The organism is Massilistercora timonensis, assembly GCF_048354975.1.
Lineage (GTDB): Bacteria > Bacillota > Clostridia > Lachnospirales > Lachnospiraceae > Massilistercora > Massilistercora timonensis.
Genome location: NZ_DBGCJQ010000020.1, coordinates 31,139 through 44,099, shown reverse-complemented (window position 1 = coordinate 44,099; position 12,961 = coordinate 31,139). Strand labels below are relative to the sequence as shown.

Below are 12,961 nucleotides of genomic sequence, written 5' to 3'. Positions count from 1 at the left end.
CGCGCCGAATACCATCTGAAGAAATTTTGCATCAAGGTGGTGCAAAAATTAGTTGGCGTGCAATAAAACTGTTGATAGATAAAACGGATAATCTGGAAGAACATATGTGGTATACACAGCAATGTCTGGAAAATGGATGGTCTAGTACAGTGCTTGCGCATCAGATAGAAAGTGGTCTGTATTATAGACAGGCATTAGCAGATAAAACGACAAATTTTAAGGCACAGTTAGCCAATCCATTCAGTGAGCAAGCAGAAGAAATTATTAAAGATCCATATATTTTTGACTTTATACCGAATGCGAAAAAACTTAGAGAAATTGAACTGGAAGATGCCCTTGTCAAGCAAATTACAAAATTACTATTGGAATTTGGGTCAGGCTTTGCTTTTATGGGGCGACAGTATCCGATTCAAGTTGGAAAAAGAGAGTTTTTCATTGATTTATTATTTTACAATGTGAAATTGCATTGCTATTTCGTGGTTGAATTAAAAACAGTAGAATTTGAGCCAGAGTTTGCAGGAAAATTATCTTTCTATTTATCAGCAGTTGATGGAGAACTGAAATCTCAGGATGATAATCCTACGATTGGCTTGTTATTGTGCAAGGGTAAAGATAAAATGGTAGCGGAATATGCCTTGAAAGATGTAAACAAACCAATGGGGGTAAGTGAATACAGACTTTCTAATCATATTTCAGAAGAATTACAGGACAAGCTGCCATCAATTGAAGATATTGAAAAAAGGATTAATTGAAATTTTGCATCAGGGTGGTGCAAAATTTATGGAACTAATATTTTGTGGGAAAGGGGATGCACGTGCAGTATTAGTATTGTATAAATATTGCCCATATTTCTGTGGTTTTGTGGGGATATGTTCTAATTTGGTACTCGCGTTGAGACGGTATGTCTGATGTCAAGGAGCAAAGGGAAATAGCCGAGAAAGCTTAGTATTACTGCAGTTTTCGGGCGGCCGGGTATATTCCGTATCGGGCAGACAAAGCATTCTGCGGTAATTTATCCAAACTTTGCAAGTGATCAGTAACAGGAAGTGGTGGTTTTCTTGTGAGAAGAAAAAGTAGCGAGGTGATATGGAGTGAACCAAGATCCATTTAAGGAATATATCAAAGAATCTGAGCCCGCAAAGCGGGACAAAGGCTATGCATGGCATACAGCTATTGGACTGCAGGCAGTTGACGGGCTGAAGACATCGGAATATCTGGTGCATACGGCCATCCGGAATATTGAAGGCGAGATTTCCTTTGAAGAGGCCAACGTACTTTTGCAGACCTACTACGAGGAAAATCCTTCTCGTGATGAATTGGATCGTACTGAGGAGGCCGATAAGGTTTCCGCACGGATTGCTGCGCTTCTTTCCGAGCGTGCCTTTAGTTTTACACCGAATGAATATATTTCCATCCATCGGAAGTTGTTCACTGGTATTTATTCTCATGCCGGACGCATCCGGGATTACAACATCACGAAGAGAGAATGGATGCTCTCCGGAGCGACCGTGCTTTATGGCAGTGCTACGGAGCTTATGGCAACACTTGACTATGATTTTTCGGAGGAGAAGAAGTTTTCTTATAAGAATCTCACGATGGATGAAATCATCCACCACCTTGCCGTATTTGTATCCAGACTGTGGCAGATCCATGTGTTTGGCGAGGGCAATACCAGAACGACAGCTGTGTTCTTCATCAAGTATTTACGTACGCTGGGCTTTGACGTGACAAATGATATTTTCGCCGAGAATGCATGGTATTTTCGGAATTCGCTGGTCAGAGCAAACTATAATGATCTGAAAAATGGCGTTCACGAGACGACAGAGTACCTTGAGCTGTTCCTACGCAATCTCCTTCTGAACGAGAATAATCCGCTTCATAACCGGACATTGCATATCAGTGAAACATTTAAAGAGACAGAAAAACCGGACATTGAGGCGTTAAAACCGGACATTGAAAAATTATTCCAGCCGAAAACAGCAAGTCATATTTTGGAACTTCGTGAAGCATTTCCGGGACAAACAATCTTTGGACGGTCAGATGTAATGAAAGTGATTGATATTAAAGCATCCAGAGCCTCTGATCTTCTGAGGGAAATGGTGGAATATGGAGTTATTGAGCCGGTGTCGGGACATGGTAAAGGTAAATATCAATTCCGGCAGTATTAGAGTTGAGACGATGGGATTTCAGACCTGTTTTCGAGAACGCCCAAGGGCAAAAAGCGGTGTGTTTTAGGGCATTAGGCAGGGAAAATATAAAAATTTTTAAAACTTTTTTATATCCTGGCCTGTCTGAGTAAAAGAAAGAAGGATTTTCAGGAAAAAGGAGGATACATATATGAAAGTAAGACCAACCTGGACGGATGCGGCCGGAAACGGATACTATCGGGGATCTGACGGGAAATTTTATTACGGGAATGTCAAAAACGGCTATCTGAGGGAGACGATCCAGGAAAGAAACGCGCGTCTGGCAAAAGAGCGTAACGTGCAGATCCAGAAACAGAAACAGGCGGAAGCCAGACAGGAAGGAAACGTAAGTCCGCAGCCGTCGGCAGGAGAGAAGTGGGGCAGCCTGTTTGGCGGGATCGCTACTATTCTGGTGGGAATTGCGGCGTTTGCCGCCACCGTTGCATTGATGGGGGCGCTGATGGTTATCGCGGCCATCGGTGGTGTGATCTGTGTGGCCATCGGCATCGTGATCATATGGGGAAGGGCTTACAGCATTGTTCCCCAGATCTTTTCCCAGTTTGGCGTAAATCCGGGGACGGTTCTGCTGGTTCTGCCCATGTTGTTGAGTCTGGTTGTTTTTCTCGTCCTTTTGTGGAAAACATTTTCCAGACACAAATTGTATGCCCTGCACCTGTTGATTGCATACGCGGTTTTCTTTCTTCCTTATGCGGTGCTGCAGTGCGGCGGTCTGCAGACGCTGGCGCAGGGGCTGGCCACGCCGGGGATGGTTGTCTATGCTCTTCTTAACACGGCGGGAAGCTGCGGGATATTTCCGGCGGTGGCGCTTTGCCTCTTCCACATGCTGGACAGGAAAGTAATGGAGAAAAGACAGAGCGAGACAAGGGCGGCTGCCGCAAAGTTCTGCACCCGGTGCGGAGCTCCTGTGAACGGCCAGGAAGGTCTCTATTGCGGAAAATGCGGAGCCAGGCTGGAACGGTAAATATAACAGTTGTTTGAAAAAGGAAGAACGCAGATGGAAGAGAAGCAAAGATTGCTGCAGAAGAATTACCCCTTCTGGGAGCATTTGACAGAAGCCCAGGAAGAGCGGCTGACGAAAGGCTGCCAGGAGGCGGTCTACCAAAAGGGAGAACTGGTCCACCGCTCGGAAGACCAGTGCAAGGGAGCGATCCTCCTGCTGGACGGGCAGCTCAGGGTGTATATTGTCTCAGAGGAAGGACGGGAAGTGACCTTATTCCGTATCCGGGAGGGGGAGACCTGTGTGCTCTCTGCCTCCTGTCTTCTGGATGCCATTGCCTTTGACCTTATGATCGAGGCGGTGGAGGACTCCCGGGCCCTGGTGATCCCTACGCCGGTGTTGCGCCCGGTGATGGAGGAGAATCCTTATGTGGGTCTGTATATGTACCGGTCGGCAACGGAGCGGTTCTCTGATGTAATGTGGACCATGCAGCAGATCCTGTTTATGGGGATCGACCAGCGGGTGGCCAGTTTCCTGTGGGACGAGATGCTGCACCAGGGGCCGGAGATTACCATGACCCATGAAGAGATCGCAAGGCTGATCGGCAGCGCCAGAGAAGTGGTGTCCAAGGTGCTGAAATATTTGTCAGAAGAAGGGATCGTAGAGCTGGGGCGGGGGAAAGTCCGGATCCTTGCTAAGGAGAAGTTAAGAAATATAGCGCAGAAGGGATAAACAGTTGACAGCAGTACATGGTTGATGGTATGTTTTTGAAGATTCGGATTCTTTCCGGGAAAAGGGAAGAATAAGAATTAAGAGAAAAACAGGAGAGTATTTTTATATGAATAGATCAAAAACAGATAGTCAGCCAAGAGCCTTCTTCCTGATCCGGCTGCTTCAGGGGGCGCTGATCGGCCTGGGAGCAGTGCTTCCGGGAATTTCCGGCGGTGTGCTCTGTGTGGTTTTTGGGATCTACCGGCCGGTGATGGAACTGTTGTCCAGTCCTTTTAAACGTTTTCGCACTCATGTGCCCAGGCTTTTGCCGGTGATCATTGGCGCAGCCGTGGGATTTCTGGGGATCGCCAATCTGCTGTCCTTTTTCCTCGAGAAATATCCAGACCCGTCGGTGTGTGTGTTTGTGGGGCTGATCGCAGGAATGCTGCCTTCCCTTATGCGGGAGGCAGGCCAGGAGGGCCGCAGCGCCGGTTCCTGGATCTCCATGGTGATCGCATTTCTGGTGATCATGATCCTGCTGACATCTCTGAATGTGTTGAATGTAGAGATCCGGCCAAACACCGGCTGGTATGTGTTCTGCGGGTTCTGCCTGGCGCTTAGCATTATCGCGCCGGGGATGAGTTTCTCCACACTGCTTATGCCTCTGGGGCTTTATACGCCTTTTGTAGACGGTCTGGGCCATCTGGACCTGCAGGTACTGTGCGCCAGCGGTATCGGGGCGGTGGTGACGGTGGTCTGCCTGGCCAAAGGGGTGGATGCGCTGTTCCGGAATTATTATTCCTGTGCCTTTCATGCTATCGTGGGGATCGTAACGGCGGCCACTATTATGATCATACCGGTGAAAAGCTTTACGGCTTCCGCCGGCTCTATGCTGGTCAATATCGTCTGCCTGGCGGCGGGGATCGTCTGTGCGCTTGCGCTGGATAAATTCAACAGCAGATTTCCAAAAGAATAGACAGAAAAAGCTGCGCGGTTTTCCGGTAAATTTACCGGGACTGCGCTTTCTTTTTGTTTTCTTTGGGAAAACATTATGGTAGAATGGGTAGGAATGTAAATTACAGGATGTATTTGTAGTAGGAGGAAATGAGAGAATGGGAAGTCGAAAAATTATTCAGGTAGAGGACAAGGTGCCTTTTAATCTTCTGGTGCCTTTGAGTATCCAGCATATGTTCGCCATGTTCGGGGCATCTGTGCTGGTTCCTTTCCTTTTTGGGATCAATCCGGCGGTGGTGCTGTTCATGAATGGTGTGGGCACGCTGCTGTTTATGGTCCTGACCAAGGGGAAGGCCCCGGCATATCTGGGGTCCAGTTTCGCCTTTATCGCGCCGGCCCAGCTGGTGATCCAGCAGATGGGATATGAGTATGCGCTGGGCGGCTTTGTGGCAGTGGGATTCCTTGGCTGCGTGCTGGCTTTTATCATCTATAAATTTGGTTCCGACTGGATCGATGTGGTACTGCCGCCGGCGGCCATGGGACCGGTAGTGGCTCTGATCGGCCTGGAACTGTCCGGCAGCGCGGCGGATACGGCGGGGATCCTGGGGGATCAGGTGGATATGAGAAATGTGATCGTATTTGCGGTGACTCTGGGTGTGGCTGTATTCGGAAATATTTTGTTCAGAGGATTTCTCTCGGTGATCCCTATCCTGATCGCTGTGATCGCCGGATATGTGGCGGCGCTGGCCTGCGGGATCGTGGATTTCCAGGCAGTGGCGGAGGCCTCCATTTTTGCGGTGCCGAATTTCTCCCTGCCTAAATTCAATATGGAGGCGATCCTGATGATCCTGCCGGTGCTTCTGGTGATCACATCCGAGCATATCGGGCATCAGGTGGTAACCAGCAAGATCGTAGGGAGGGATCTTCTGAAGGATCCGGGACTGCACAGGTCCCTTCTGGGCGACAACCTGTCCACCATGCTTTCTGGTCTGATCGGATCTGTGCCCACCACCACATACGGAGAGAATATCGGCGTTATGGCGGTGACGAAGGTCTACAGTGTGCGTGTGATCGCCGGGGCGGCAGTGTTGTCTATCATCTGTTCCTTTGTGGGCAAGCTTTCCATGTTGATCCAGACCATTCCGGGGGCGGTGATCGGAGGGATCTCCTTCCTGCTCTACGGTATGATCGGCGCTTCCGGTATCCGGATCCTGGTGGATTCCCAGGTGGATTACGGACGTTCCCGGAATCTGACCCTGACCAGCGTTGTGTTTGTCACGGGCCTGTCCGGGATCGCGGTGAAGTTTGGGGATATTGAGCTGACAGGAATGGTGCTGGCCTGCGTGACTGGTATGATCTTAAGCCTGATCTTCCACATCCTGGACCGGCTGAATCTCACCAATGACAGAGAGGAAGCGGAAGAAACGGATGAAGTATAGCGGAAACGTGGGAAATACAGGAGGGCAGCCGGCTTGTGATCTGCATGTCCATACGGTTTTATCCGATGCTTCGCGGACAGTCCGGCAGGTTATGGACTATGCCAGACAGATCGGTCTGAGCTATATTGCCATCACTGACCATGATACACTGGCCGGGACGGAAGAAGCGCTGGAATTGGGAGAGGAATATGGGATCCGTGTGATCCCGGGAACGGAGATCTCCACCAGGGATGAAAATACCGGACGGACGGTGCATATGCTCTGCTACCGGCCCAAAGACCGGGCAGGTCTTCAGTCATTTCTGGATGTGACCCTTGAGAACCGGCGTCGGCAGAAGCTTACCATTGCAGCAAACGTACAGAAAATGTATCCGCTTGTCACCCCGGCCCTGGTAGAAGAATATGCCGGACAGAGCCAGTCGATCTATGAGTGCCATATTATGCAGATCCTCTGTGATCTGGGCTATACCAGCACGGCCATCGGCGAATTAATGAGCAGTCTGATCTCTTCCAAAGGAAGCTGCTTTGTTCCCGGGAAGTATCCCACTACCCGGGAAGCGGCCCGGGCCATCCGGGACTGCGGCGGGATCGCGGTGGTAGCTCATGCAGAGCAGTTTGATTCCTTTGCCCTGGTAGAAGAGTATGCTGCCAGAGGGTGGATTGGGGGCGTGGAAGTGAACCATCCAAGGAACGGTGCAGATTCCAGAAAAAGACTGCGTAGCATCGCAGAAAAGTATGACCTTCTGGTGACCGGGGGCAGTGATTTTCATGGTCAGTATGCCAAGAATCCCCATCCTCTGGGGGCTTGCGGCTGCGGGGAGGAAGAGGCCCGGCGGTTGGAAGAGATGATCATTTAGGTACAGGGTAAAATGCATTTTGGTACACCCCAGAATGCATTTGGGTACAGGGTAAAATGCAATTGAGGACGTAGCCTTTTGCAAAAAGGCTACGTCCTCTGTTAAAAAAATAACTTATTGACAGGAGTAAGCTCCATCTACGATAATATCGCTTCCGGTTGTATATCCAGAAGCATCCGAGGCGAGATACAAGATTGCGGGGATCAGTTCTTCCGGAGTTCCCATCCGGTGTAAGGGCATCAGTGGAAGCCACGCGTCTTTTAATTCTTTCGGCACATCTACAGCCATGGGAGTAGCAATGTATCCGGGACTTAAAGAATTTACCCGAATGCCGTAATCTGCCCATTCTACAGCCAGAGATTTGGTCATATGGATAACAGCTGCCTTGGACGCGTTGTATGAGCACTGCCATTGAGGAATGTTTACGATGGTTCCGGACATGGAGGCCATGTTGATGATGCTTCCTTTGATGCCGCGCTCGATCATAATGCGGCCGACTGCCCGGGCCATGATAAATTCACCAGTCAGATTTACGTCAACTACCTGGCGGAACTCCTCGATTGTGGCTTCCAAAGTAGACTGATGCATGCAGATGCCGGCATTGTTGAACAGAATATCAATCGAGCCAGAACGATCAAGAATTGTCTGAAGAGCATGGTCTACCTGTGCTTCGTCGGTGACATCTGCTTTCAGATCATAGGCTTTTCCGCCGTCTTCTTCAATCATTTTTACAGTTTCTTCAGCGCCAGACCGGCTGATGATAACGACTTCAGCGCCAGCTTTGGCAAGTCCGCAGGCAATTACCTGACCGATGCCGCGGCCGCCGCCGGTTACGATGGCAATTTTGCCTTTCAGTCCAAACATTTTTTCTAAATACATAATGGAGTCTCCTTTCTATATTTGCTCATTTAGGTACAGGGTAAAATGCATTTTGGTACACCCCAAAGTTCATTTGGGTACAGGGTAGAAGTCAATTGAGGACGTAGTATATTTTCAAAAGGCTACGTCCTCGATTAAAGTTACAAATACCCTTTCCGTGGTATTACATGAAACTGTTCTGCCAGTGCGCCCAGCTGCTCCTCGGGGATTCGGTTCTTTATCTCCAGGGGGGCGATCTTCATATAGATTTCAGCAGCTTTTTCTACGGTTTCGATAAGCCCGAAGGCTTCATCCAGGTTATGGCCGACTCCGAAGATCCCGTGCTGCGCCCACAGGACCAGGCGGCGATCCGTGATCTTCCTGGCGGTCGCTTCGCCGATGTCGTTGGTGCCGGATACCATCCAGGGGACCAGGCCTACGCCGTCCGGGAATACGACGATGCACTCGGTGCACATACCCCACAGGGTCCGGGTGATCTCCCGCTCATCGGCGGGGCACACGAAGGTGAGGGCGATGGTGTTGACCGGATGGCAGTGCATCACCACCCGGTGTTCCGGATCTGCCTTCAGGCGGGCTGCATGGCTCATCAGGTGGGTGGGGAACTCGCTGGTGGGAGCGCCGCCGCCGGAGAAGCCCCACAGAAGTTCCGCCTCGCGCCCGTTTTCGGCGATCCGCAGGATCCCCAGGTTTTCTTCCGGGTTTTTCTTTACGTTTTTAAAATATTTTCCGGTCCCTGTGACGATGAAGATCCGGCCGGCCAGGGAAGAAGCGTCAAACTGGAGCGGGATCCTGCGAAGGGAAGCGTCAAGGTCCAGATATTCCGCCACCTCCATGGGGTCAAGAAGCTGGCTGATGTTTCCGCCGTTTCGCTCATCCCAGCCCAGACGGTACATATTTGCCGTCATCTCGCAGAGTTCTGTGAGAAAGGGAGCCGTTAAAATGTCTTTCATAGCTGATCCTCCTTCATCTGTTTATTTCTGAGCTAAAAGCCTGAGATAATCCTGATAGTGTCGATCCCAGAGGGCCGCATCTTCCGGCAGGTATTCCCGCAGGGGGAAAGCTCCTGCCAGCATACTCTTGGCTTCCTCAAGGGTGGCTGCAGCGCCGATGGCCACAAGCTGAACGGTAAGGTTGCCGATGGCGGTGGCCTCGTCGGGGCCGGCGATCACTTTCCTGTTGGAGGCGTTGGCTGTAAACTGGCACAGGATCTCGGCCTTGGAACCGCCGCCCATCATGTTGATAACAGGAAGGGATCTCCCGGAGACCTTCTCCAGGGTCTCCACGGTCCAGCGAAACTTCATAGCCAGGCTCTCATAGATGCAGCGGACCAAAGCCCCCACGGTCTCCGGGCAGGCGCCGAAATGTTCCCGGCAATAGGCCCGGATCTTCCCCGGGATGTCGCCGGGATCATAGAACCTGGGGTCGTCCGGGTCAAAGAAAAACCGGAAAGGCTCCGCTTCCATGGCGAGATCTCCAAGCTCAGAGAAGGAATGGTCTTCTCCGTGCTCCTGGTAATATCTGCGGGTTTCCTGGATGAACCAGGAACTCATCACATTGCGAAGGAGCCGGTGATGGCCGGGATACCCTCCTTCGTTGGCCAGATTGGCCTGATACCCCTCGTCTGTGATGACGCAGGAGGGAAGCTCTGTCCCGATAAGGGCCCAGGTTCCGCAGCTGATCAGAGCGCAGCCGGAGGTGAGGGGGGAGGAGAGATAGGCGGAGGCGGTGTCGTGTTCGCAGACTACAGCCACCGGGAATCCCTTCGTCTCCATCTGCCGGTTGTAGGATTCGCTGGTGCGTCCCAGCAGCGTGCCGGGCCGGGTCAGCGTGCCAAAGAGCCGGCGGGGAATGTGATAGGAGTCCAGGATCTCCTGGCACCAGTCGTCCTTGCGGAAATCGTACATCTGGCTGACAGATGCCAGCGTATATTCTGTGATGGTCTTTCCGGTAAGGTAATAGAGCAGAAGATCCGGGATAAACAACAGCTTGTCTGCGTGGTCCAGCAGAAAACCGTGACCGTCTTCCTGCATGGCGGCAAGCTGCATAAAGGTGTTGAACAGAGCGTTCTGGTTGCCGCTTAAGGCGTACAGCCGCTCTTTGGAAATAGTATTGTAAATCTTGTCTGCATGGCGCTGGGTGCGGACATCCCGGTAACAGCGGACCGGAGAGAGCAGCGCGCCGTCCCGGTCGATCAGGCCGAAATCATTGGAGAAGGAATCGATGGCAAAGGCATCGATCTGATCACTGGTCAGTTCGATGGCTTTTTTGATGCCTCGGTTCATTTCCCTGTAAATGTTCAGGATATCCCAGTATAATCCATTTCCCATAGAATAGGAAATGTTGTCGAACCGGTGGATGTCCCGGATCGACACTTCTCCATCCCGGATAACCGCGAGAAACAGTTTTCCGCCGCTGGCGCCAAGGTCAAAAGCTAATAGATTCAAGACAGACCCTCCTTCTAATCCGTGATGATGCGAATGCCGTATTTCCTGGTGATGGTACGGACCGTCTCTGCAGTCTGAGGGGAGTAGTCGTATTTATCGGTGACGATATAGTCGATGGAATGGAATCCCGATAAATAGAAAGGCCCGTTGATCTCAAACTTGGTGTGGTCCGCCAGAAGGTAGGTTTCCTCGGACTTTCGCATCATGGCCAGCTTGGTGTCCACCTCATTCAGGCTGATGTCAGTAAGCTGTTTGTTTAAAGTCACTCCGGTGCAGGAAATGAAGGTTTTGTTAGGGAAAAATTCCTCCGCGCTCTTGATGGTCCTGGTGCCGTAGACTGAATAATTATTGGGATTGTAGAATCCGGCCAGCGAGATGAGGGAAATGTTGGAATTCTCCTTTTTGGCTGCTTCCAGGAGCACCTTGACGGAGTTGGTGATAATGGTCAGATGCAGGTCCTGGGGAATGTAATCCAGAAGGAACAGGGTGGTGGAGCTGTTGTCGATGAAGATGGTATCCCTGTCTTCGATCAGTGTAGCCGCCTTCTGGGCGATCACCTTTTTGGCCGGAATGTTGCGGATGTGACGAAGGGCGAAAGGATATTCGTTGTTCATCACCGCATCCCCGAACTTGGCCGCCGCTCCCACATGGGGCGTGTTAACGTTCAGGATCGCGCCGCCGTGGGTCCGGGTGAGGATTCCTTCTGATTCCAGGGCCTTTAAGTCCCGCCGGATAGTCTCTTTGGACGTCTTAAGCATATCGGCAAGGACCGAGACGCTCACAGAGGACTGAGAGCCCAGAAGATCGACGATTTTGGCTTGTCTTTCCTGACTGTACATAATTTATACCATCCTTGTTTTTATTTCCTTAGATCAGATTTCTGGTGATGGTGCAGAACGCATCGGTCTCGATCCGCTCCAGCATGCTGTAAGCCAGATAAATGCTGGGCCCGGAAACCACAACGCCGTGCTTGGGCATGATCATGCCGATGGGTTTTTTCTCTGCGATCTCCCGGTGGTCTTCAAAATACTGGTAAACGCTGCGGCTCAGTTCTTCGGAGTAAGCCTTGGCCCAGGGGATACAGCCCACTTCGCCTCTGCCCATGGTTGCCTCTGTTACATTGGGGATGGGCTTTGCCTGGGCGACAAAAGGCATGCAGTAGAAGGGGTGAGCGTGGATGGTGCACTCGATCTCTTTGAAATGGCTTAAGATCAGCACATGCATCAGGCTTTCCCGGGAGAGCTTGCCCTCTCCTTCCAGGATGTTCTGGTCGTAGTCGATGAGAAGAAAATCTTCCGGTTTCATAATACAGTGTTTCCGCTCAGACATAAGAGAGGGGGAGATCAGGATCCGGTTGTCGTCCACCCGCACTGCGAAGTTTCCGCCTGCCGCGTTGGTAAGGCGGCGCTCAAACATCAGCCTTGCGGTAGTCACCATTTCCTGTCTCATTTCATAATAAGATAAATTGCTCATTTTGGGTTCTCCTTTTTTACTTTTTACACTTGTGACAGTTTCTCGATAGTTACCTGGGATCTTAATGCATTTGCCCGGGCCGGGTCGTAGCCGACGGAGAGCTGGGATTCCGCGGTGGCAGCAGATACTGCGGTGGCGATCCGGAGGGTTTCCTCCATGGGGAAGCCTTTGGACAGGCCGTAGACGAAGCCGGCCAGATAGCAGTCCCCGCAGCCGATGGTGTTGCACACGTCTACCCGGGGAGGATGTACCCGGTAGAAGCCCTCAGGCGTCCTGACGATGGACCCGTCACCGCCCAGAGAGACGGCGATGATGGGAACCTGGTAGCAGGAGAGACTGTTGATGGCTTCTATAGTAGAAGCATCCTCTTCCGGGACCTGGGATCCGGTCAGTGTGGACAGCTCATCCAGGTTGGGCTTGATCATATAGGGGCCTTCCTGGATACATTCCTTCAGGGATTTCCCACTGGTGTCCAGGAAAAACCGGAGATCTTTGTCCCGGAAGGCATGCATGATCCGGTTGTAGATGGAAGGATCCGGGGAGTTGGAAGCATCCCCCGAGAACAGAAGATAGTCCCCGGGCCGGATCACACGGTCCATCCTGGCGATCAGGGAGTCCAGCTCTTCCTGGCTTAGGCGGACGCCGCTCTCTGCGATGATGGTGCAGTCCGTACTTTTTTCCACCAGAAGATAGTTGGTGCGGGTCTGGCGGTCATCACCCTCATAATGGTCGAATTCCACCTGGATGCCGGCCTCCCGGAGCATGTCCATGACACGGGTCCCGACGGAACCGTGGCAGATGCCAAATGCGGTGTTGTCCTGTCCCAGCAGCTTTAAATTGACAGATACGTGGGTGCCTTTCCCGCCCAGTGTGTCCCGGACTTCCTGGATCCGATTGGTGATGTTGCGCTCGAATTTATCCAGGTAGAGGATCCGGTCAATGGCGGGGTTCAGCGTTAATGTGTGGATCATAGCATACCCCTTTCTGTGTGCTTTTTATTGTTGATAAGGTGATAATATCACAAAAACAGAAATAAAACAACATAAAATGGCAAAGAGTTA

At 51.3% G+C, this 12,961-nt stretch carries 13 protein-coding genes; 7 read left to right on the top strand and 6 right to left on the bottom strand.

What is annotated here, in order from left to right:
* The 7 genes from ACML7B_RS01770 to ACML7B_RS01740 form a co-directional block, all read left to right on the top strand.
* Positions 1-752 (top strand): PDDEXK nuclease domain-containing protein (locus tag ACML7B_RS01770; RefSeq protein WP_418539073.1); only part of this gene is annotated, 752 nt, incomplete at its 5' end.
* Between the two features lie 339 nt (positions 753-1,091).
* Entirely contained in the window at positions 1,092-2,168 is a 1,077-nt protein-coding gene (locus ACML7B_RS01765) for a Fic family protein (protein ID WP_418539072.1), read from the top strand.
* 169 nt (positions 2,169-2,337) lie between these two features.
* Entirely contained in the window at positions 2,338-3,168 is an 831-nt protein-coding gene (locus ACML7B_RS01760) for a hypothetical protein (RefSeq protein ID WP_418539071.1), read from the top strand.
* 33 nt (positions 3,169-3,201) lie between these two features.
* Positions 3,202-3,876 carry a Crp/Fnr family transcriptional regulator gene (locus ACML7B_RS01755; RefSeq protein ID WP_418539070.1) on the top strand — a complete coding sequence of 225 codons (675 nt, stop codon included), beginning with the start codon at positions 3,202-3,204 and terminating at the stop codon, positions 3,874-3,876.
* Between the two features lie 106 nt (positions 3,877-3,982).
* A complete protein-coding gene (locus tag ACML7B_RS01750; protein WP_418539069.1) occupies positions 3,983-4,831 on the top strand; it encodes a DUF368 domain-containing protein in 849 nt (282 codons plus the stop codon).
* 136 nt (positions 4,832-4,967) lie between these two features.
* Positions 4,968-6,248 (top strand): uracil permease, encoded by a 1,281-nt coding sequence (gene uraA, locus ACML7B_RS01745; protein ID WP_106788965.1) that lies wholly within the window; start codon positions 4,968-4,970, stop codon positions 6,246-6,248.
* A complete protein-coding gene (locus ACML7B_RS01740; protein WP_418539067.1) occupies positions 6,238-7,104 on the top strand; it encodes a PHP domain-containing protein in 867 nt (288 codons plus the stop codon). The genes uraA and ACML7B_RS01740 overlap by 11 nt, the downstream gene beginning before the upstream one ends.
* Before the next feature lie 114 nt (positions 7,105-7,218).
* Here the strand turns inward: ACML7B_RS01740 and ACML7B_RS01735 are convergent, their stop codons facing one another.
* From ACML7B_RS01735 to ACML7B_RS01710, 6 genes are all read right to left on the bottom strand, one after another.
* Positions 7,219-7,983, bottom strand: coding sequence for a glucose 1-dehydrogenase (locus tag ACML7B_RS01735; RefSeq protein WP_346707754.1), 765 nt, complete (start codon positions 7,981-7,983; stop codon positions 7,219-7,221).
* 140 nt (positions 7,984-8,123) lie between these two features.
* Positions 8,124-8,933: a rhamnulose-1-phosphate aldolase gene (gene rhaD, locus ACML7B_RS01730; protein WP_418539066.1), complete on the bottom strand. Its 810-nt coding sequence runs from the start codon at positions 8,931-8,933 to the stop codon at positions 8,124-8,126.
* A 21-nt stretch (positions 8,934-8,954) separates the two neighbouring features.
* Positions 8,955-10,427: a rhamnulokinase gene (locus ACML7B_RS01725; protein ID WP_418539065.1), complete on the bottom strand. Its 1,473-nt coding sequence runs from the start codon at positions 10,425-10,427 to the stop codon at positions 8,955-8,957.
* Between the two features lie 14 nt (positions 10,428-10,441).
* A complete protein-coding gene (locus ACML7B_RS01720; RefSeq protein WP_418539064.1) occupies positions 10,442-11,266 on the bottom strand; it encodes a DeoR/GlpR family DNA-binding transcription regulator in 825 nt (274 codons plus the stop codon).
* A gap of 28 nt (positions 11,267-11,294) precedes the next feature.
* A complete protein-coding gene (locus tag ACML7B_RS01715) occupies positions 11,295-11,900 on the bottom strand; it encodes a class II aldolase/adducin family protein (protein ID WP_106788959.1) in 606 nt (201 codons plus the stop codon).
* Between the two features lie 23 nt (positions 11,901-11,923).
* Entirely contained in the window at positions 11,924-12,871 is a 948-nt protein-coding gene (locus ACML7B_RS01710) for a 1-phosphofructokinase family hexose kinase (protein WP_418539063.1), read from the bottom strand.
* Positions 12,872-12,961 lie beyond the last annotated feature (90 nt).

What these genes read in the sequence shown, in the direction of transcription:
- rhaD (WP_418539066.1), bottom strand. Translation starts at nt 8,933, where the DNA reads ATGAAAGACATTTTAACGGCTCCCTTTCTCACAGAACTCTGCGAGATG.
- ACML7B_RS01710 (WP_418539063.1), bottom strand. Translation starts at nt 12,871, where the DNA reads ATGATCCACACATTAACGCTGAACCCCGCCATTGACCGGATCCTCTAC.
- ACML7B_RS01755 (WP_418539070.1), top strand. Translation starts at nt 3,202, where the DNA reads ATGGAAGAGAAGCAAAGATTGCTGCAGAAGAATTACCCCTTCTGGGAG.
- ACML7B_RS01735 (WP_346707754.1), bottom strand. Translation starts at nt 7,983, where the DNA reads ATGTATTTAGAAAAAATGTTTGGACTGAAAGGCAAAATTGCCATCGTA.
- ACML7B_RS01760 (WP_418539071.1), top strand. Translation starts at nt 2,338, where the DNA reads ATGAAAGTAAGACCAACCTGGACGGATGCGGCCGGAAACGGATACTAT.
- ACML7B_RS01720 (WP_418539064.1), bottom strand. Translation starts at nt 11,266, where the DNA reads ATGTACAGTCAGGAAAGACAAGCCAAAATCGTCGATCTTCTGGGCTCT.
- uraA (WP_106788965.1), top strand. Translation starts at nt 4,968, where the DNA reads ATGGGAAGTCGAAAAATTATTCAGGTAGAGGACAAGGTGCCTTTTAAT.
- ACML7B_RS01715 (WP_106788959.1), bottom strand. Translation starts at nt 11,900, where the DNA reads ATGAGCAATTTATCTTATTATGAAATGAGACAGGAAATGGTGACTACC.
- ACML7B_RS01750 (WP_418539069.1), top strand. Translation starts at nt 3,983, where the DNA reads ATGAATAGATCAAAAACAGATAGTCAGCCAAGAGCCTTCTTCCTGATC.
- ACML7B_RS01740 (WP_418539067.1), top strand. Translation starts at nt 6,238, where the DNA reads ATGAAGTATAGCGGAAACGTGGGAAATACAGGAGGGCAGCCGGCTTGT.